This window comes from Gordonia sp. 'Campus' (assembly GCF_022206305.1).
In the GTDB taxonomy this organism is placed as follows: Bacteria; Actinomycetota; Actinomycetes; order Mycobacteriales; family Mycobacteriaceae; genus Gordonia.
In genome coordinates, this window is the sequence record NZ_JAKOIW010000016.1 from 1 (window position 1) to 20,301 (window position 20,301).

Genomic DNA, 20,301 nt, shown 5'->3' on the forward strand with positions numbered 1-20,301 from the left:
CACCCGACTGCGGCGGCGAAGCGGTGGTGCCGTGCGGCGCATCGCTCCGCCGGCTGCCGGGCATTCGCGGGGGTTGCCCCGGAGCGGGAGCGGGGACCGGATCGTCGTCGACCTCGATGCCGAACGCGGTGGCCAGCCCGGACAGACCGGAGTCGTACCCCTGGCCGACGGCGCGGACCTTCCACCCGACTGCGGCGGCGAAGCGGTGGTGCCGTGCGGCGCATCGCTCCGCCGGCTGCCGGGCATGCGCGGGGGTTGCCCCGGAGCGGGAGCGGGGACCGGATCGTCGTCGACCTCGATGCCGAACGCGGTGGCCAGCCCGGACAGACCGGAGTCGTACCCCTGGCCGACGGCGCGGACCTTCCAGAGGTCGTTGCGGCGATAGATCTCCAGGCAGACGACGGCGGCCTCACTGGTGAGACCGGTCGGGGTGAACGTGAGTTCTTCGCCGCCGCCGGTGACCGTCGCCGTGAGCGCCCCCGCGGTGGCGAAACCGGTGGGGCCGGTCCCGTCCAGGCTGGCCGCGATGACCACCGTGGTGATCTCGCGGGGCAGGGCGGTCGTGTCGACGGAGACGATGTCGGCGTTCCCGGCCGAGCGATAGGAGACGCCCGGGCCCGATGGCTGGTTGTAGAAGATGAGATCGGCGTCGGAGCGAACCCGCCCGGCGTCGGTCAACAGGATCGCCGAGGTGTTGACCGGCGACACCGAGCGCACCGAGACGGTCACGGCCGGCGAGGGCAGTGGGCGGTTCTCTCCGGCGGTCAGCGTGAGCACGCAGTCCATTGTGCCAATCGTCGCGGTCGGCCGTCTGCGAAGTCTGGATCGGCCGTCACCGGGTGCGCGGCGTCGAGGGTTGCGACCGGTGTCACGCGCCGCGAATGCCCGGCAGCCGGCGGAGCGATGCGCCGCACGGCACCACCGCTTCGCCGCCGCAGTCGGGTGTCAGCGAACGTTGTAGCCGGCGTCCACCGGCAGGGTCACCCCGGTGATGTAGCGGGCCTCGTCGGAGGCCAGGAACACGATCGCGTTGCTGATGTCGACCGACTCGATCAGCTCGACCGGCATCGGGTTCTTGTACGACTCGTCGTTCGCCACCTCGGGGTGGGAGTTGACGAACTCGCCGTATTCGACGTTGGCGACCATCGGGGTGTTGACCCCCGTCGGGTGGATCGTGTTGACGCGGATGAGATTCTTGGCGAGCTGTTTGGAGTACAGGCGCATCAGACCGACGACGCCGTGTTTGGCCGCCGAGTAACCCGCCTGGCCCGCGAACGTGTTGAGTCCGATACTCGTCAGCCCGGCGGCGGAACTAGTGATCACGATGGACCCGCCCTCGTTCTGCTCGACCAGTCGCGGGACGGTGAGATCGAGGACGTTCCACACGCCGGTCAGCATGACGTCCACGGCGTCATGCCACGCCTGGATCTGTTCGCCCGGACCGATCACCGGCATGATCCCCGCGTTGGCGATCACGGTGTCCAGGCGGCCGAAACGTTCGATGCCCGCGTCGAGCACCGAGCGGATGTCGTCCCGATCGCGCACGTCGCCCACCGCGGTCACGATCTGCCCGCCCGCTTCCTTGACCAGTCGCTCGGTCTCGGCGAGATCCTCACGCGTGGCCATCGGGTAGAACACTGTCGGGATCTGGTCACAGATGTCCAGTCCGATGATGGATGCGCCCTCCTCGGCCAGTCGGATGGCGTGGGAACGTCCCTGCCCGCGCGCCACACCGCTGATGAATGCAACTTTTCCACTGAGTCTGTGCACGATGGTGTCTTTCTCTGGTCGGACCGAGAGCAACCGGGTCACGACAACGGAGATGTTGTGGCGCAGCAGGTCACGAGCACGCGACGTACTCGTCAGCGCGCCTTGGCGTCTCGGGGCGGAGGAATGTCCCGCTGCCGCCGAAACTAACACAGTTAGATTGATCGCGGAATGGATCGGGTGTGGCCCGTCGGTGCGAACGTCACCTCAGTCGGCGACGATTGCGGGAACCAGGAAGGCGCGCAACTTCATCCGGACCCGGTCGAGGTAGTGATCGGCGGAATCGAACTGACTGATGTACATGATCTCGAGTTCGGAGATCCACTCGCACAGCAGCTCGATGTCGACCTCGGGGCGGAGGTTGCCCGCCGCCTGTTCGGCGAGAAGGACCGGCTCCCATAGTTCTCGGGTCAGTTCGATCGCACGTCCCGACACGCTGAGCAACTGCATCGACAGCGCCATGGATTCGGGGGCGACCAGTCGGTTGACCATCGGATCGGAATGACCCTTGCGGATGTCGCGGCAGATTCCCTCGACGATGCGCTCGGAGACCGTCGGCCACTTGTTGATGTGTGCCCGGGCCTTGTCCATGTTGGTGTGGGCGCGGCGCACCACCAGTTCGGTGATCAGCGCTTCGCGATCACGGAAGTAGCGGTAGACGGTCGCACGCGACAGTGAGGCCGCCCGTGCAACGTCCTCCATCGTGGTCTTGGCCATGCCGAAACGCGCGAAGCACTCCTCGGCTGCCCGGAGGATCGCTTCCTGGACGTCAGTGCGCTTGTCGGAGTCGGTGCTTGCGGCCACGACACGACCGTAGCAAGGGCGTCCTAATCGAAAGAAGATAGATAAGACACTAGACAGTGATTGTCTCGTGTGTCAGTCTCGGTACATGGAGCGCGACGAGAAGATCAGGCTGACCCGGCGACTGATCGACCACGTGGACAACGACAGCACCGATTACGCGGACGATCTGCTGAGAGTTCCGTTCTCGGTGTTCAACGACGCCGAACTGGCGGTGAAGGAACGCGACGTGGTGCGGAGATTTCCGCACATCGTCGCCCACGTCGACGAGTTGCCGAAGACGGGCTCGTTCGTCACCACGGAGTTGATCGGTACGCCGTTGCTGATCGTTCGGCAGAGTGACGGGTCGGTGAAGGCCTTCTCGAACGTGTGCCGGCATCGCGGGTCGCGGGTGGAGTTCGGTGAGTCCGGGTGCAAGCGCGTCTTCGCGTGTCCGTACCACAACTGGTCCTACGGCAAAGACGGTGCGCTGCGGGGCATGCCGCATGCCGAGGGTTTCGACGGAATGGACCGCGCCGACTACGGACTCGTGGAGTTTCCGTGTGAGGTCCGGCATGGACTCGTCTGGGTGGTGCCGAGGGTCGGCGCCGATCTCGACATCCGGTCGGTGCTCGGGGACAAGCACGACGACGAGGTCACCGACACCGGGATGGCGGAGTCGTTCCAGGTGCGCAAGGAGACCTGGCGGCTGGACATGAACTGGAAGATCGCGGTCGACGGCGTCCAGGACTCCTATCACCTGTGCCAGTTGCACACGAAGACAGTGTGCAACTACCTCGAGGGCAACATCACCGCTCTCGACGTGGTGGACCGGTCGTGGCGACTCGTGGTGGCGCGCAAGGCCATCACCGAGGTCAGGGACGCCGACCCGGACAGTTTCGACGTCCGTGACTACTCGCTGGCGAATTACACGGTGTACCCGGGCACCATGCTCGTCACCGAGCCCAAGCACTTCGAGATCTGGACCATCGTCCCGGACAAGGACGACCCGAACGTCAGTCACTGCACCATCAGGCTGCTGTCGCCGACGAAGCCACAGACCCCTCGTGAGGAGCGGATCCTGGACAAGAACTGGGAACTGCTGATGGAGACCTTGCACGACGAGGACTGGTTCGTCACCAAGACGATCACCGACAACGCGGCGTTCGGCCAGGTCGACGAACTGATCTATGGGCGAAACGAACTGCCCGGGCAGCTGTTTCACAAGATGGTGGCCGGTGATGTCGAAGCGCTCGAGCGCGAACGTGAATCCCGTCCCGCCGCGGCTGCCGCCCACTGACGCCCGTGCCCGAACTGGAGACGGATGAGCCGACACCGGGTGTGCGGCGCCTGACCATCAACCGTCCGGAGGTACGCAACGCGATCTCGCTCTCGGTCCAGCGCGAACTCGACCGAGCGCTCACCCGGATCGCGGCCGACGACGCGATCCGGGCGGTCATCATCGCCGGCGCGGGGTCGGTTGCCTTCTCCGCGGGATACGACATCACCGAGTTGGCGAGGTGGACGCCGAGCGAAGCGGCAGACGCCGCGGCCGAGCGAGACGAACTCATGTGGCGGTTCTGGTCGTTCCCGAAGCCGGTGATCGCCGCCGTGGACGGAACGGCACACGGCGCGGGAACCATCCTCGCGGTGTGTGCAGATATCCGCGTCGGAGACCCGCGCACCCGGTTCGCCGTGACGGCCGCGCGGTACGGCGGCGCCAACCTCACCTGGTTGCTCGACTCCGTCGTCGGTGCCGGACACGCCCGAGACCTGTTGATGACGTCGCGGGCCGTCGACGGGGCGGAGGCGTACCGGATCGGACTCCTGAGCCGTTTCGTCGAGAAGGGCGGCGTGTCGTCGGCTGCTGTCGACGTGGCGGCCGGCCTGGCCGAACTCCCGCCGGAGGGCATCCGGGACATCAAGTCGCTGCTGCAGCACGGACCGGGGCTGGATCTGCGGACGCGCTACGACCGCGAGATCGCTGCTGCACGAACGCACTCGCACCCGGACCAGATCGCCGGGCTGGTCGCCGGTCTCGCCGACCGCGACGCCCGGCTTCGGCGGACGGCGGCCGAGCAATGAGCGGAGACACGGCATGACCGACGCCATCTCCGAAGCAATGTCGGACGCCGACCCGTGGCGACCGGATTGGTCGGATCCGTTCCGGCCGACGACGAGCGGGGACGACGAGTACGAGTCGATGGTGCAGGCGCTTCGGGAGGTTCAGGAGGCGGTGACCCGTAGTCGCCCCACGCCGACAGCGGCCGCCGAAGCTTCTGCGGCACTCCGCGCGGTCGCACGTCTCATGTGGCCACACGAGGTGGACGAGGACGAGCAGATCGCGGGAAAGCGTTGGTCGACCCCGGGAAAAGGGCACGCACTTGCGCCGGCACTGCACATCGACCATGTCACCGAGACCACCGCTGTCGCACGGGTCACCATCGGCAGATTCCATTCCGGACGATATGCGATGAACGGCGGCGTCACCCCACTGATCTTCGACGAACTGCTGGCACGCTTGGCCAACAGCGCGGGCCGGCCGTGGGGCCGGACGGCGTACCTCCACGTCGACTACCGATCACCTGCACCCTGCACACGGAACTGACGCTCACCGCCGAGCTGGTGGAACAGTGCGGGCGCAAACGCACCATGCGCGGCGCGATGTTTGCGGGTGAGACCCTGCTGGCCGAGGTGCACGGGCTGTGGATCGAACTCAAACCTGAACAGACACTGGATATTTCACAGACATGAGAGGCTGACGATGAGTGGGTATTCCCTTCTCGATGGGATTCGGGTACTCGAGGTGGCCCAGCTGGCGCCTTCGTCGGTGGGTGGCCATCTCGCCGACCTGGGTGCCGAGGTGATCAAGGTCGAGGCCGGTCCGCTCGGCGATCCGGTGCGCGTCGGCGGCGCCCGGGCGGTCGGGTCCCCGGACGGGCCCGCCTTCATGCATCTGCGCTGGAACCGTGGCAAGAAGTCCGTGGCGCTCGACTTGCGCAGCCCTGAGGGGAGACAGGCCTTCCTGGACCTCGCGCGCGAGTGCGACGCGGTCGTCGAGGGGATGCGCGGCGGTTATCTCGACTGGCTGGGGGTCGGCTACGACTCTCTGCGAGAGGTGAATCCGGCGATCGTGCTGTGCACGGTCTCCGGGATGGGCGGCGACGGCCCTTACCGGACACTCGGCACCGGGGGTCCCGTCTTCGACGCGTACGCCGGACTGCGGGAGGTGCGCACCCCGACCGAACCGCCGGTGTCCGGCATGGCCGGTTCGACGGCGCCGCCCATCGCGATGTACGCCCTCGGTGCCTACGGTGCGATGGGCCTGCTCGCCGCGTTGCTGAAGGCTCGCGCCGCCGGCGTCGGCTGCCACGTGGAGGTGGCCGGCATCGATGTGGCGGCTGCGTGGATGCCGGATCTTGCCGATGCCGAGCTGAACAAGGACCGGTCGATCGCGCGGCCGACCTGGCTGCCCGATGGGCGACTGCCCGACTGGCCGCGGCTCGAGGCATACCGCACCAGGGACGGCGAGGCCGTCCTGTTCGGGTCCCATGTCGAGAAGTTCTGGCACAACTTCCTGCGCGCCGTCGGCCGTGACGATCTGATCGACGTCGACCTGTCCTCCACCGACGACGGCGCTCCAGCGCGTGCCGACCGGATCTGGCGTGCGCTCACCGAGATCTTCGCGCAGCGGACGCGAGCCGAGTGGGTGGAGTTGTTCCTCGAGCACGAGATCGCCGGCGGACCGGTCAACAGGGTCGGGGACATGTTGGTGGACCCGCACTTCCGCGCCAGGCAGAACACCTACCGGGTGGATCACGACGGGGTCGGCGAGCTGGAATTCGTCGTCAGTCCGGTGCGTGTCGCGGGGGAGGAGTTCGCTCCGCCACTTCCGCCGGACGTCGGCGCCGACACCCCTGAGGTGTTGCGGACGGTGGCCGGATACGACGACGCCCAGATCGCCGTCGCGGCGGATCCGCGCGTCCCCGCGGCCGGTGGACGGGTGCACTCCGGCTGACTCGTATCGCCTTTGACGCCCGTACGAAAGCCGTTGTGCGGGGGTCATTGTCGTGTCCGTGACGCCGATCCGAGATGCCTGCGCCGATCGGCGCACCGCATTGCGCGGAGCATCTAAAGGTGTTAGTTTAATCTCACTTTGAGTGAGGGGGATCACACCCCCTGAGCCGGTCGGGGGATCGACGTCGACGAAGGAGTATGAATGAATCTCTCGGACCTGACCCGCTTCTGGGGACGAACGCGGCCCGAGCAGGAAGCGATCGTGTTCGGGGACACCCGGCAGACCTGGGCTGAGGTCGACGCGATCACCGACGCACTCGCCCGGGGTCTCGCCGCCCGCGGCGTCGGCAAGGGCGACCGGGTGTCGGTCATGATGCTCAACCGGCCCGAGCTCGCCCACCTGATCCTCGCGACCCTCAAGCTCGGGGCCGTGTGTGCACCGCTGAACTTCCGTCTCACGGGTCGAGAACTCGCGCCGATGGTCATCGACGCGGCGCCCCGGGTGATCGTGGTCGAGGACGCGTTCGCTCCCCTGCTCGATGTCGCCCGCGGGCAACTCGACTTCGAGACGTATTCGATCGAGGGCGGCGACTTCCCGGCTTACGACACGCTCCTGGATGCCGGCCCGGCACCCGTCGTCGCCATCGACCCCGACGATGCGGCGTTCATCTGCTACACCTCCGGGACCACCGGAGTGCAGAAGGGCGCGCTCATCACCCATCGCAACGCGATGACGCCGGGTATCTCGCAGACGATCACCTTCGGTTTCTCCGCCCGCGACCGGGTGCTCTGCTCGGCGCCGCTGGTGTACACCGGCTCGGTGCTGTCCATCTTCATGCAGCTGGTGGTCGTTCCCGGGGCGACGATGGTCCTGCTCCGGGAATACGATCCCGAGATCGCTCTGGACGTCCTCGAACGGGAGCAGATCACCGCGACCACCACCGTGCCGGTCATCTGGGAGCGGATGACGACGTTGCCGGACTTCGGTTCTCGGTCGCTCGCGACATTCACCTTCGCCGGGACGGGCGGTGCGCCGGTCAGCCTCGCTCTCCTCGATTTCTATCGCACGCACGGAATCCCGCTGACGCAGTGCTACGGATTGACCGAGGCGTCCGGGATGGTGTCCACGCTGGAGTACCGAGACGCGGTCACGCGGCCCGGTTTCGCCGGCCTGCCGCTGGTCGGAACCTCCGTGCGCATCGGCGAACCCCACGACGAGGCCGCGGTGGGTGAGGTGGGGGAGATCCTCGTGCGCGGTGAGCATGTGCTGCGCGAGTACTGGAACAAACCCGAGGCGACCGCGGCGACCCTGACCGACGGCTGGTTGCGCACCGGGGACCTCGGGATCAAGGACGACGCAGGCTTTCTCCGGATCGTCGACCGCAGCAAGGACATGCTGATCTCGGGCGGCCTGAACGTGTATCCCGCCGAGATCGAGAACGCCCTGCACGGCATCGAGGGCCTGGTGGACCTGGCCGTGATCGGTGTCAAGGACGACAGGTGGGGCGAGGTCCCGATGGTGGTGTTCCACTCCGAGCGGCCGGCATCCGAGATCGTGGCCGACATCGCCGATGTGGCCGGGGAGAGCCTGGCGAAGTTCAAGCGCCCGAAACATGCGGTCGCACTGGATGAACCACTTCCGCGCACCTTTTCGGGCAAGCTCGCGAAACCGTCGCTGCGAGCACGATTCCCGGAGCCTCCCGCCGATGCCCTCGCCGTCGAGGGCTCCGCGACTCCCGCCTGACCCGGCAACCCCTTCTCCCGAGAGGACACCCGTGATGGGTTCTCCGCGTGATGTCAACATCTCCCACCTCATCGACACCGCCCCGGTGTCCGGTCTGCAGAAGCGGGCCTTCGCGATGTGCCTCGTCCTGGCAGTGCTCGACGGGATGGATGCCCAGCTGATCGGGTTCGCGATCCCCGCGCTCTCCGACGACTGGGAGTTGTCCAAGGCGTCGTTCGGACTGCTGCTCGCACTGAGCAGCGGCGCGATGGTCGTGGGCAGCCTGGTGTTCGGTCCCGTGGCCGACCGGTGGGGCCGACGGCGGGTGATCATCGTCTGCACGGTGATCTTCTCCGTGTTCACCCTGGCCTCGGCCCTCGCCACCTCGATGGGCGTCCTGATCGTCCTGCGCATCCTCGCCGGGATCGGGCTCGGGGGCGTCACGCCGAACCTCATCGCCTTGACGAGCGAGTACAGCCCGGCCCGCGTTCGCGCCACGATGGTGACGATCGTCGTCGCCGGGATGTCCCTGGGGGGCTTCGTCGGCGGTCTCGCTGCCGCTCAGCTGATCCCCGCCTTCGGATGGCAATCGATCTTCGTCGCGGGCGGGATCCTCCCGCTGGTCGCCGTCCTCGGTGCCTGGGCCTGGCTACCGGAGTCCGGCAAGTTCCTGGCGGCGCGGGGCGATCACGGTGAGGTCGCCCGCATCGTCTCCGCGATCGACCCGCGGACGGACCTGACCGGTCCGGTGCGCTTCACCCAGGACACCCAGGTCGTCACCAGCTCACCGGTTCGCGAACTGTTCACCGCTGGTAGAGGTCTCGACACCGTGCTCCTGTGGGTGGTGTTCGTCGTCAACTTCCTCGTCATCTACTTCCTGTTCGGCTGGATGCCATCGCTGTTCAGCGAGGCGGGCCAGAGTTCGAGTACGGCGATCACCGCGGCCGCGTTGTTCAACCTGGGCGGTATGGCGGGTGCGCTGTCCGCCGGGTGGATCACCGACCGGGTGGCAGCGGCCTGGCGGTCGGGCGGCACACGCGCCGCGTATGTCGTGGTCATGGCGGGTTACACGCTCGGGGCGGTGTTCATCGGCGTCGTCGCGATGGTGCTCGGGAACGCCGCGCTGCTGCTGATCGCCATCTGCGTCGTCGGGTTCGGGATCTCGGGCAGTTCGGCCGGGATCATCGCGATCGCGGCGTCGATCTATCCGGTGGCCGCGCGTTCGACGGGCATCGGCTGGGCCATGGGGGTCGGCCGGGTGGGATCGATCATCGGACCGACGGTCGGTGCGGCACTCATCGCCGCCGGGTTGGACGCTCGCACGATCTTCCTGGCCATGGCGATGCCGACAGTCCTAGCCGTTGTCACTCTCGGGGTGCTGAACATGCGGGAGGGCGCGCGCCTGCGTCGGGAACACAACGGTGTCCTTCCCGCCCCGACAACAGCGGACGTCCATTGACCGTGCGATCCGAGACGGTGCGCCGAACGTCGTACTGCCGGCTGTGCGCGTCGTCGTGCGGCGTGCTGCTCGACATCGAGGACGGACGCATCCGGGACGTGCTGGGCGATGCGCAGCATCCGATCTCCGGCGGGTACACCTGTCCGAAAGGCCGCCGCGGCGCCGACCTCACCCATGGGCCCGGCCGGCTGACCACGTCGATGCGGCGCACCGCCGACGGGCGGCACGAGCCGATCGCGGTACCCCTCGCGGTCGCCGACATCGCCACGCGCCTCCGGCGGATCGTCGACGAGCACGGGCCCGACGCGGTCGCGCTGTTCTGTGGGACGCAACAGAACTTCGCCGCCCTCACCCCGCCGTCGGCGCGCGCGTGGTTCCGCGGGACCGGCTCGCACAAGCTCTTCTCCACCATGACCATCGACCAGTCCGCCAAATGGGTTGTGGCCGAACGGATGGGCACCTACCTCGGTGGGCGTCAGCGGTTCGCCGACGCCGATGTGTGGCTGCTGATCGGCACCAACCCCGTCGTGTCCGGCAACGGCGGTGACGGGGACGGCGCGGTCGTGCAGAACCCGGCGACCACCCTGCGGCGAGCACGTGAGCGCGGACTCACCCTCATCGTCGTGGACCCGCGACGCACGGAGACCGCCGCCCTCGCCGACATCCACCTCGCGCCCCGACCCGGCACGGACGCGGTGATGCTCGCCGGACTCCTCCACGTGATTTTGGCCGAAGGCCTCCACGATCCGGCCTTCTGTGAACGTCACGCCGCAGGTCTGCCCGCCCTCCGGGCTGCGGTCGGTGGAGTCACTCCAGCTGTCGTGGAACGGATCTGCGATGTCCCGGCGCAGGATGTGCGCGCCGCGGCACGTGTCTTCGGGAAAGGGAACCGGGGGATGGCCACCAGTGGGACCGGGCTGTGTATGGGGCCGCACTCGAACGTGGCCGAACATCTCGTCGCCGCCCTGAACGTGGTGTGCGGACGGTACCTCCGCGAAGGAGAGCGGGCGGACGATCGTGCCGTGCTTACCCGGCACGTGCCCGCCCGGGCGGAGGTCGCCGCACCCGCCAGGGCGTATGAGCGCGGCTTCCGCAGCCGGGTCGGGGGCGTCCGCGCGATCCGCGGCGAGTTGCCCTCCGGGATCCTGGCCGACGAGATCCTCGAACCGGGTCCGGATCGTGTCCGGGCCCTGGTCGTCTCGGGCGGAAATCCGGCGACGGCCCTACCGGACCGCTCGAAGGCGTTGCGCGCGTTGCGCTCTCTCGATCTGCTCGTGTGTGTCGATCCCTACATGTCGGACACCGCCCGCCTCGCGCACCACATCATCGCCCCCACCACGATGTACGAGCGAGCCGACCACACCGCGATCATGGAGTCCTTCTTCCCGAGCCGCTTCGCACAGTTCACGTCCTCGGTCGTCACACCGCCGGCCGGGGTCGTCGACGACTGGCGGTTCTTCTTCGACCTCGCGGCCGCCTCCGGGCAGCCCTTCAAGTTCGCCGGACGGATACTGGATCCCTCGTCCCCGCCCACGTCGACAGAGCTGTTGGCGGTGATGACCGAGCGGGGGCGTCTGCCGTTCGACGAGCTGGTCTCGGCCGAGCACGGTCGGCTCGTCGGGGACAGCGGCACCGTCGTCGCGCCGCCGACCCCGGAGGCGGCCGGTCGGCGCCTCGAGTTGATGCCCGACGATGTCCGCGCCGAGCTCGAGGACGCGCTGCAGCCGTCGCCGGTCGCGGGCGACTTTCCTTTCCGGCTGGTGGTGCGGCGAATCCGGGAAGCCGTCAACTCCACCGGAATCCGGGTTCCCGGACTCGTCCCGGGCGGAGGGAATCCGGCACGTGTGCATCCCGATGACCTCGAACGGCTGGGGGTGGCCGACGGCGCACAGGTCGTCCTGCGGTCGGCTTCCGGTTCCCTGCGCGTTACCGCGCGCGCCGATCACACCCTCGCGCGGGGTGCCGTCTCGATGACTCACTGCTTCGGCGGGGTCGACGGGGACGCTGCCGGGGTCAATGTCAACAACCTGACCGGGACGCTCGATGGGGTGCAGACGATCAACGCCATGCCGACGCTGTCCGCCGTTCCCGTCGCGATCGTCCCGGCCACCGAGGAGGAGGATTCATGACCGGCGGAGCACACTCGACGGTGACCGTCGGGCGACGGATCTGCCCGTTGTGCGAGTCGACCTGTGGGCTCGTCGTCGAACTCGCCGGTCGGAGTGTGACGGGGGTGGCGCCCAACCCCGACGATGCGCTCAGTGCCGGACACAGCTGCGCGAAGGGGCTCGGGCTGGGCCGTATCGAGAACGACCCGGACCGCATCCGCACCCCGCTCCTGCGGACGCCGTCCGGGGACTTCCGAGCAGTGGGCTGGGAGGAGGCGTTCGCCGAGATCGGTCGCAGGCTGCCGGAATTCGTCGCCGACGACCCGGGCAGCTGTGCGATCTACCACGGCAACCCCGCGGCCCATCACCTCGACGCCACTTTCTACCTCGGCGAACTGATCGCCGCCGTCGGGACCCGCAATGTCTACTCGCCGGCCAGCGTCGACACCTGGCCGAAGAATCTCGCCCACATGCTGCTCTACGGAACCGGCCTCGGACTGAGTCTGCCCGACCTCGACCGTACCGACCACCTGTTGATCCTGGGCTCGAATCCCATGGTGTCCAACGGGAGTACGGTCACCGCGCCGGGGATGCACGAGAGATTGCGCGCGTTGCGGGAGCGGGGTGGCACCCTCGTGGTCGTCGATCCGGTACGTACCCGGACAGCGGAGATGGCCGACGTGCACGTCCCGATTCTTCCGGGCACCGATGCGCTCTTCCTGCTGGCGGTCCTGGCAGTGATCGCCGAGGAGGGGCTGGCCAGAACGGAGCGGATTCCCGAGGTCGTCGACGGCGTGGACGAGGCGCTGGCCATGGCCCGGGAGTTCTCACCCGAATCGGTGGCGGACGCCTGCGGAATCGAAGCCGAGACCATCCGCGCGGTGGCCCGGGGGTTCGCGACGGCCCCGTCGGCCGTGGCACATTCCCGGATCGGCACCTGCATGCAGGAGTTCGGCACGCTGGCGAACTGGCTCGTAGAGGTCCTCACGATCGTCACCGGCAACCTGGATCGTGCGGGCGGCGCGATGTTCTCGCTGCCGGCCGCGGGCGGACCGAACACGTGGCCGGTGACCCGTCCACCGAAGCTCATGTTCGATCGGTGGCGGTCGCGTGTCCGTGACCTCCCAGAAGCGTTGGGCGAGTTGCCCGCGGTGTGTTTCGCCGAGGAGATACTCACCCCGGGGCCGGGGCGGACACGGGCGCTGGTCACCATCGCGGGGAACCCCGCGCGTTCGTTGCCGAACAGCGGTACGGTCGAGGCCGCCCTCGCATCGCTGGAGTTCATGGTGTCGGTGGATTGCTATCTCAACGAGACCACCCGCCACGCCGACGTCATCCTGCCGCCGCCGCCGCTGATGACCCGCGGACACCACGATGTGACGTTGTCGCACTTCCAGATCCGCAACGTCGCCCGCTACACCCCGCCGCTGCTCGCCCTCGGTGACGACGAACTCGCCGAGTGGCAGATCATGCTCCGGCTGGCCGCCATCGCCCAGGGGACCCCGAGCCGGACCGTGGCGGAGATGGACGACGCCGTCGCGGCGGTGGCGGTTCGCCGGGCGGCGAAGCTGTCCGGACGCGACCCCGGCGTCGTCGAGTCGGCGGTCGCCGGACGCACCGGGCCTCAGCGTCTGCTCGACCTGCGCCTGCGCAGCGGGCCGTATGGTGATCGCTTCGACGACGATGGGGGAGGGCTGAGCCTGGCTCTCCTGGAATCGAATCCGGACGGAGTCGACTTCGGTCCGCTGCAGCCACGGCTCCCCGGTGTGCTGCGTACCCCGAACGGCCGGATCGACCTGATGCCTGAGCTGATCACCGCCGACCTGCCGCGCCTGCGGGCGGCGTCGACGGCCTCCCGAGGACTGGTGCTCATCAACCGCCGGCAGCGGCGGGGGATGAACTCGTGGTTGCACAATGCGCTCCCGCAGAACGACGACGGACAGTGCGCGTTGTTGACGAGCCCGCGCGACGCCGTCGAACTCGGGGTCGTCGATGGAGACCTCGTCGCGGTGACCTCGTCGACGAGCACCGTGGTGGCGGAGATCCGCGTCGACGACGCGATGCGCCCGGGCGTGGTGAGCATGCCACATGGCTGGGGTCACCACGGCCCGGGCTTGCGGACCTCGCGCGCGGTGGCTGCCCCCGGCGCGAACTACAACGCATTGGTGACCGAGACCGGGCATCTCGACGTCCCCACCTCGTCGCCGGTCTTCAACGGCATACCGGTGACGGTCACCCTGATGAGCGAGGAGAAGCGCTGATGCCCTATGTGGTCACGCAGAACTGCTGCAACGACGCGACATGTGTCGCCGTCTGCCCGGTCGATTGCATCCATCCGACGCCCGCCGAACGCGAGTACACGCGGACCGAGATGCTCTACATCGACCCGGGGACGTGCATCGACTGCGGCGCCTGTGCCGACGTGTGTCCGGTCGACGCGATCGTGCCCGGCGACTCCACGGGGCCCGATGTGGATCGCTATCTCGAACTCAACGCCGACTACTTCCGGCGGAATCCACGAGACGCCCCGGCAGGTGCGCACGTGCAACCGCTCCCCGTGGCGATCGCCACCGCCGGGGTGACGGATCCGCCGCGGGTGCGGGTCGCGATCGTGGGGTCGGGTCCGTCGGCGTTCTACGCCGCCGAGGAACTGCTGGCGCGCCGGGACATCGACGCCGAGGTCACGATGTTCGAGCGGCTTCCGGTGGCCGGCGGGCTGGTCCGGTTCGGGGTCGCGCCCGATCACTGGCACACGAAAACCGTGGATCGCGTCTTCGGGCGCACCGCGAGGCGCGACGGGTTCACCTTGCATCTGGGTGTCGAGGTCGGCCGCGACGTGACACTCGACGAGGTGTCGGCCCATCACCACGCGGTCATCCACGCCTCGGGCGCCTCTGGGGACCGGCGGCTGGGGATCGCCGGCGAGGACCTCCCGGGCAGCCACTCCGCCCGCGAGTTCGTCGCCTGGTACAACGGTCATCCCGACCACGTCGACCGGACCTTCGACCTGTCGGATGAGCGTGCCGTCGTCGTCGGCAACGGCAACGTCGCCCTGGACGTCGCGCGGATACTCGTGTCGGATGTGGAGGCACTGCGGCGCACCGACATCGCCGATCACGCGCTGACCGCTCTGGCCGGCAGTGAGATCAGGGAAGTGGTGGTGCTCGGTCGGCGCGGGCCCGAGTACGCAGCCTGCACCACCCCGGAACTGATGGCACTCGGTTCGCTGCCCGGCGTCGACGTGATCGTCGACCCGCCGGTGTCGACCGGTCCGGAGGCATCGGCGAAATTGCTTCTCTTGGAGGAGTATTCGCGACGAGTACCGGTGCCCGGGAACAAGCGGATCGTGCTGCGGTTCGAGGCGACCCCGCTGGAGGTCATCGGAACCGTCCGCGTGCGAGGTCTGACCGCGGGCCACACCGGGTCCGGGGAGCGCACCGAGTTCGACTGCGGCCTGGTGCTGCGCGCGGTCGGCTACCGCGGGCTCCCCATCGACGGCCTCCCCTTCGATCCGGTGTCGTCGACGGTCGTGAACGTCGGAGGTCGTGTCGTCGATCCGGCGACGGGATCGCCGTCGCTTGGGCACTACGTCGCCGGCTGGATCAAGCGCGGCGCGACCGGGGTGATCGGAACCAACCGGTGGTGTGCGGTCGAGACCGTGGGTTCCTTGCTCGATGATCTCCGCGGTGGACTGCTGCCCGAACCCGCCGGCAGCGGTGACGATCTGACCGCACTCGTGCGCGAGCGATGCCCGGAGGCGATGGACGGGGCCGACTGGCGGGCCATCGACAGGTGGGAACGCCAGGAGGGCCGCGCTGCCGGGAGGCCACGGGTGAAAGTCGTCGATGCCGAGGCGGCGGTGAACATCGCCCGGACTGCCCGTCTGTCCGGTGTTCCGGGATGAGCGCGCCGGCCCGGCAGGTCCACACCTTCTGCCGCATCTGCGAGCCCGGGTGCGGGCTGCTGGCCACGGTCGACGCCGATCGCATCGTGGGATTGCAACCGGACCCGGATCATCCTGTACACCGCGGCTTCTCCTGCCACAAGGGACCGCACTACCTGGATGTCCATTCCGATCCGGATCGGGTCGATCACCCGCTGCGACGAGTCGGGACCGGCGACCGCCGGGACGGCGACTTCGAGCGTGTGTCCTGGGACGAGGCGGTTCGCGACATCGCCGACCGGCTCGGCGCCATCCGAGACAGGTACGGCCGCAATGCATTGGCGGTGTACCAGGGCAACCCATCGGCGTTCAACGGTCTCTACTATGCGAACGCGGCGCGGATCGCGCGGGGGTTCGACACGCGGATGAGGTTCAGCGCCGGGACCCAGGACACATCGGCCAAGTACGCGGCGAGCGAGGCCGTCTACGGCGCGTCGATGGCACACCCGATTCCGGACCTGCTGCACACCCACTACTTCCTGTGTCTCGGGAGCAATCCGCAGGTCTCCCACATGACGTTGATCCACGTCTCGGATCCGATGGCCAAACTGCGCGCGATCGCCAAGCGCGGCGGGACAGTGCTGTTCGTCAATCCGCGCCGCATCGAGTCGTCGACGCCGGAGACCGGCGACGTGCTGCTGATCACCCCGGACACCGACTTCTACTTTCTGGCCGGGCTCCTGCACGAGATCGTGTTCCGGATCGGATTCGACCGTGGCGCAGTCGAACAGCATGCGCGGGGGATCGACGATCTGCTCGACTTCGTCTCGCGCTACCCGGTGGAGCGGGTCGCCGGGGTCACGGGGATCCCCGCCGAGACCATCGCCCGGGTCGCCGACGAGTTCTGCGCCGCACCGAGTGCGAGCATCTACATGGGCACCGGCGTCAACCAGGGCAGGCTGGGCACGCTCGCCTACTGGATGCTCACCATGGTCAGTCTGTTCTCCGGGAACCTCGGACGCCGCGGCGGCAACATCTACTCGCGAGGCGTCGCCGACGTCGTCCAGAACTCCCGGCGCCGGCGCGCGGACCCGTTCTTCTCCGGTCCGCTCGGGGAGATCCGCACCGTCGGAGGGGATCTCCCCGCCGCCATGCTGCCGGACTTCATCGAGCGCTCCGACGACCCGATCCGTGCCCTGATCGTGGTGTCGGGCAACCCACTTCTGTCGGTCGGCGGTGGAGACCGGTTGCGGCGTGCCCTGGAATCGCTGGAGTTGATCGTCACCGTGGACCTGTATCGCACCGTGACGGGCGAGATCGGGGACTACATCCTGCCTGCGACGGACTGGCTCGAGCGCGAAGACGTCAACTTCCTGAACACGATGGGGGTGGCGATGGAGCCCTACGTCCAATACACCCCCGCTGTCGTCGCGCCGGTGGGGCAACGGCGTGACGACTGGTGGATTCTCTCGCGCATCCAGCAGGAGATGGGTGTACCGAGCCTTCTCGACGACCCGGAGGCCGGCCCTCTCGCGGCGATCGACGCCGTTCTGCGGGAAGCGGACCTGTCCGTCGAGACGCTCAAGGACAAACCATGTCAGACCGAGGTGCTTCCGGAAGCGGTGCCCAGCGATGTCTTCGAAATCGCGGTGCAGCACGACGACGGCCTGATCGACTGCTGTCCCGATCTGTTCCGTCGGTCTTTCGACGATGCCGAACGGATCCTCGAGGGTCTCGTAGCGGAGCCGGACGACCAGCTCAAGCTGATCACCCGGCGCAACCACTTCATGGTGAACAGCTGGCTGCACAATCTCCCGGTTCTGAAACAGGGTGTCCATCAGGACAATCCGCTGTGGATGAACCCCGTCGACATGCGCCGGCGCGATCTCGTGGACGGCGACGACGTCACCGTGCGCAATCTCCATGGCGCTCTGCCGGCCGTGGTCGTCGGGGACGACACCCTGCGCGAAGGCGTGGTGGCGATGACCCATGGCTGGGGCCAGGACCGGGCGCGCGGTCTCGACGTGGCCCGACGCCATCCGGGGGTGAACGTCAACCAACTCGCGCCGTCCGGGGCGAAGGGGTACGACCCCCTCAGCAACCAATCGCATCTCACCGGGATCAACGTCGAGGTGATCCGCCGCTGATCGCGGTGCGGGGTTGCCAACATAACCGAATGCTTTTAGATTAGTCGGTGTGATCCGGGACACCTTCGATCGGTGCGGCCCGGGCCGCCCCGCGCGCCTGACCGAGTCGGCGACGTCCACACCCAAACAGGAGGCTGTACATGAGCGGAACCGTCGTCGACGCACTCGGATTCTGGGCCCGCACGGTGCCGGACCAGGCCGCGATCGACTTCGCCGGCGATGTGGTCACCTACCGCGCACTCGACACCTGGGCAGACGGGGTCGCCCACGACCTGCGGTCTCGCGGCGTCGGAGTAGGCGACCGGGTGAGCTATGTCGGCGTGAACTCGCTGGAGTGGTGTGTCGCCGCCCTGGGCGCCATGAAGGTGGGTGCGATCTCGGCGCCGTTCAACCAACGCATGCTCGCCGGGGAACTGACGGTCCTCGTCGACGACTGCGACCCCGCGGTCGTGTTCTGCGACGCGGACCTGCGCTCTCGTGTGGAGGAGGTGCGCAGCACCCGCGACACGTTCGTCATCGCGGAGTTCGAGGCCGATGTGCGACCGCTGCGCGGCGTCGCGCACCCGGCGTATCGCAGCCCGGTGGTCGAGTTGTCGGACCCCACGGCGATCGTGTTCACCAGCGGGACAACGGGTAAGCCGAAGGGGGTCGTGTTCACGCACGCGACGATCGCCGGGGAGATGCACGAATGGTCACTGATGGAACCGATCCAGCAGAACGGCCTGCGCCCCTTGCTCGTCCTCCCGCTGTTCACGGCCGCGGGCATCATCTGGGGGATCTCACGCACCGTCTTGCACGGCGGGACGTTGCTCCTGCAACCCGGATTCGATCCGGAGTCCGCGCTGCGGGTCCTGATCGGGAGCCGGGCAACGACTCTCACCGGCCCACCGATCCTCTTCGAGCAGATCTCCCGGGTGGCGGGCTTCGCCGATGCCGATCTGGCCCACCTGACCACCGCGCACGTGGGCGGCGCGCGTGTGCCGTCCGCGCTGGTGGGTGTCTGGCTGGACCGCGGTGTCCAATTGCGGCAGATCTACGGGCAGACGGAGATCGGTGGATCGGCCTCGGCGATGCCCCGTGCGGAGGCGGCCGAGCATCCCGACAAATGCGGATTCGGCGGCATCTTCACCAAGATCCGTGTCGTCGACGCCGACGGGAACGACTGCGCCCCGAACTCCGTCGGGCAGATCCTGTTGCGGGGTCCGGGCATGATGCCGGGGTATTGGCGTAATGAGGACGCGACCCGCGCGGCACTGATCGACGGTTGGCTGCACACCGGCGACCTCGGCACACTCGACGAGAACGGCTATCTGACTTTCGTGGACCGTCTGAAGGACATGATCATCTCCGGCGGTCTGAACATCTCCCCGGTGGAGATCGAACAGGTGATCAACCGGATCCCCGGAGTCGAGGAGGTGGCGGTGATCAGCGTTCCCGACGACAAGTTCGGCGAGACACCCGCGGCGGTGGTCAAAAAGGTCGAGGGCCTCACCGAGGTCGACATCGTCGAATTCTGCAACCGCAACCTCGCGGACTACAAGGTGCCACGGTACGTGGTCTTCGTCGACGAGGGTCTCCCGCGAATGCCCAGCGGAAAGATCTCCAAGCGGCAGCTCCGGGATACGTACTCCGATGTCCCGCAGACCTATCCGAAGGTCAGGTGAGGTCGTGGATCGCGCGGAACGGGTCGCGGTCGTCACCGGGGGCGGGCGGGGCATCGGCGCCGCGATCTCGCGACGACTGGCTGCGGAAGGGCATGCGGTTGCGGTCAACTACGCCTCCGGCGCGGCGGCGGCCCAAGAGGTGGCGGGTGAGATCGTCGCGGCCGGCGGACGCGCGGTCGCCATCCGTGCCGACGTCTCGGATGCCGCTCAGGCGGAGAAGCTGATCGCCGAGGCGGCACGGGTGCTCGGCCCGCCGACCGTACTGGTCAACAACGCGGGGATGAATCTCGCAGCGTCGGCGCGCAAGCAGTCTCCACACGAGTGGGATCGGGTCATCGGCGTCAATCTCAGCGGTGCGTTCTACTGTGCGCACGCGGCTCTGCCTGCCATGTACGACGCCGGGTGGGGTCGGGTCGTCTTCCTGAGCAGTCCGTCCGGCGGGCGGCGACCGTCGCCGGGGATGAGCGCCTACTCGGCCGCCAAGGCCGGCCTCGTGGGGATGACCCGTTCGCTGGCGCAGGAGGTCGCCCGCCGCGGCATCACCGTGAATGCCGTCATGCCGGGGTTCGTCGAGACCGACATCATCGCCTCGGGCGGCGAGAACGCCGCGGCGAACCTGGCCGCGCACTGGCCGCGGATTCCCGCCGAGTCCATCGCGGCGACGATCTCCTTCCTGGTCGGCGAGGACGGCCGGCACGTCTCCGGCGAGGAGGTCGGAGTGTGGCTCGGCGGGCCCGTGGGGGTCTGACCGCG

Annotated in this window: 15 protein-coding genes; 12 read left to right on the forward strand and 3 right to left on the reverse strand. The window is 68.1% G+C overall.

The window, feature by feature from the left end:
• The 3 genes from MAY35_RS16585 to MAY35_RS16595 all read right to left on the reverse strand — a co-directional run.
• On the reverse strand, window positions 1-786 hold a 786-nt coding region (locus tag MAY35_RS16585; RefSeq protein WP_238422412.1), incomplete at its 3' end, for a TerD family protein.
• A 159-nt stretch (window positions 787-945) separates the two neighbouring features.
• Window positions 946-1,770, reverse strand: a complete 825-nt coding sequence (locus tag MAY35_RS16590; protein ID WP_238422413.1) for a mycofactocin-coupled SDR family oxidoreductase — start codon at window positions 1,768-1,770, stop codon at window positions 946-948.
• Between the two features lie 204 nt (window positions 1,771-1,974).
• Window positions 1,975-2,571, reverse strand: a complete 597-nt coding sequence (locus MAY35_RS16595) for a TetR/AcrR family transcriptional regulator (protein WP_238422414.1) — start codon at window positions 2,569-2,571, stop codon at window positions 1,975-1,977.
• 85 nt (window positions 2,572-2,656) lie between these two features.
• On the opposite strand from MAY35_RS16595, the gene MAY35_RS16600 reads away from it, so the two are divergent.
• The 12 genes from MAY35_RS16600 (at window position 2,657) to MAY35_RS16655 (ending at window position 20,296) form a co-directional block, all read left to right on the forward strand.
• Window positions 2,657-3,847: a Rieske 2Fe-2S domain-containing protein gene (locus MAY35_RS16600; protein ID WP_238422415.1), complete on the forward strand. Its 1,191-nt coding sequence runs from the start codon at window positions 2,657-2,659 to the stop codon at window positions 3,845-3,847.
• A 5-nt stretch (window positions 3,848-3,852) separates the two neighbouring features.
• Window positions 3,853-4,632, forward strand: a complete 780-nt coding sequence (locus tag MAY35_RS16605) for an enoyl-CoA hydratase/isomerase family protein (RefSeq protein ID WP_238422416.1) — start codon at window positions 3,853-3,855, stop codon at window positions 4,630-4,632.
• A 13-nt stretch (window positions 4,633-4,645) separates the two neighbouring features.
• The gene (locus tag MAY35_RS16610) at window positions 4,646-5,155 is read left to right on the forward strand and encodes a PaaI family thioesterase (protein ID WP_308192464.1); all 510 of its coding nucleotides are present in this window, start codon (window positions 4,646-4,648) and stop codon (window positions 5,153-5,155) included.
• 156 nt (window positions 5,156-5,311) lie between these two features.
• Window positions 5,312-6,565, forward strand: a complete 1,254-nt coding sequence (locus tag MAY35_RS16615; protein ID WP_238422417.1) for a CaiB/BaiF CoA-transferase family protein — start codon at window positions 5,312-5,314, stop codon at window positions 6,563-6,565.
• Between the two features lie 201 nt (window positions 6,566-6,766).
• Window positions 6,767-8,308 (forward strand): class I adenylate-forming enzyme family protein, encoded by a 1,542-nt coding sequence (locus MAY35_RS16620; protein WP_238422418.1) that lies wholly within the window; start codon window positions 6,767-6,769, stop codon window positions 8,306-8,308.
• Between the two features lie 34 nt (window positions 8,309-8,342).
• On the forward strand, window positions 8,343-9,746 hold the full coding sequence (locus MAY35_RS16625; protein ID WP_238422419.1) for an MFS transporter: 1,404 nt from the start codon (window positions 8,343-8,345) through the stop codon (window positions 9,744-9,746).
• Window positions 9,747-9,748: 2 nt separating this feature from the next.
• Entirely contained in the window at window positions 9,749-11,875 is a 2,127-nt protein-coding gene (locus MAY35_RS16630; RefSeq protein WP_238422507.1) for a molybdopterin-dependent oxidoreductase, read from the forward strand.
• Complete coding sequence (locus tag MAY35_RS16635) at window positions 11,872-14,115, forward strand: molybdopterin-dependent oxidoreductase (protein ID WP_238422420.1); 2,244 nt, start codon at window positions 11,872-11,874, stop codon at window positions 14,113-14,115. The genes MAY35_RS16630 and MAY35_RS16635 overlap by 4 nt, the downstream gene beginning before the upstream one ends.
• Entirely contained in the window at window positions 14,115-15,758 is a 1,644-nt protein-coding gene (locus MAY35_RS16640; protein ID WP_238422421.1) for an FAD-dependent oxidoreductase, read from the forward strand. The genes MAY35_RS16635 and MAY35_RS16640 overlap by 1 nt, the downstream gene beginning before the upstream one ends.
• Complete coding sequence (locus MAY35_RS16645) at window positions 15,755-17,884, forward strand: molybdopterin-dependent oxidoreductase (protein WP_238422422.1); 2,130 nt, start codon at window positions 15,755-15,757, stop codon at window positions 17,882-17,884. Before MAY35_RS16640 ends, MAY35_RS16645 begins: the two co-directional genes overlap by 4 nt.
• Window positions 17,885-18,024: 140 nt before the next feature.
• Window positions 18,025-19,548 (forward strand): class I adenylate-forming enzyme family protein, encoded by a 1,524-nt coding sequence (locus MAY35_RS16650; RefSeq protein WP_238422423.1) that lies wholly within the window; start codon window positions 18,025-18,027, stop codon window positions 19,546-19,548.
• Entirely contained in the window at window positions 19,517-20,296 is a 780-nt protein-coding gene (locus tag MAY35_RS16655) for an SDR family NAD(P)-dependent oxidoreductase (RefSeq protein WP_245404198.1), read from the forward strand. The genes MAY35_RS16650 and MAY35_RS16655 overlap by 32 nt, the downstream gene beginning before the upstream one ends.
• Window positions 20,297-20,301: the final 5 nt, after the last annotated feature.

Excerpts from the sequence above, each read along its gene's own strand:
- MAY35_RS16645 (WP_238422422.1), top strand. The coding sequence starts at position 15,755 with ATGAGCGCGCCGGCCCGGCAGGTCCACACCTTCTGCCGCATCTGCGAG.
- MAY35_RS16615 (WP_238422417.1), top strand. The coding sequence starts at position 5,312 with ATGAGTGGGTATTCCCTTCTCGATGGGATTCGGGTACTCGAGGTGGCC.
- MAY35_RS16640 (WP_238422421.1), top strand. The coding sequence starts at position 14,115 with ATGCCCTATGTGGTCACGCAGAACTGCTGCAACGACGCGACATGTGTC.
- MAY35_RS16650 (WP_238422423.1), top strand. The coding sequence starts at position 18,025 with ATGAGCGGAACCGTCGTCGACGCACTCGGATTCTGGGCCCGCACGGTG.
- MAY35_RS16600 (WP_238422415.1), top strand. The coding sequence starts at position 2,657 with ATGGAGCGCGACGAGAAGATCAGGCTGACCCGGCGACTGATCGACCAC.
- MAY35_RS16625 (WP_238422419.1), top strand. The coding sequence starts at position 8,343 with ATGGGTTCTCCGCGTGATGTCAACATCTCCCACCTCATCGACACCGCC.
- MAY35_RS16655 (WP_245404198.1), top strand. The coding sequence starts at position 19,517 with ATGTCCCGCAGACCTATCCGAAGGTCAGGTGAGGTCGTGGATCGCGCG.
- MAY35_RS16610 (WP_308192464.1), top strand. The coding sequence starts at position 4,646 with ATGACCGACGCCATCTCCGAAGCAATGTCGGACGCCGACCCGTGGCGA.
- MAY35_RS16635 (WP_238422420.1), top strand. The coding sequence starts at position 11,872 with ATGACCGGCGGAGCACACTCGACGGTGACCGTCGGGCGACGGATCTGC.
- MAY35_RS16620 (WP_238422418.1), top strand. The coding sequence starts at position 6,767 with ATGAATCTCTCGGACCTGACCCGCTTCTGGGGACGAACGCGGCCCGAG.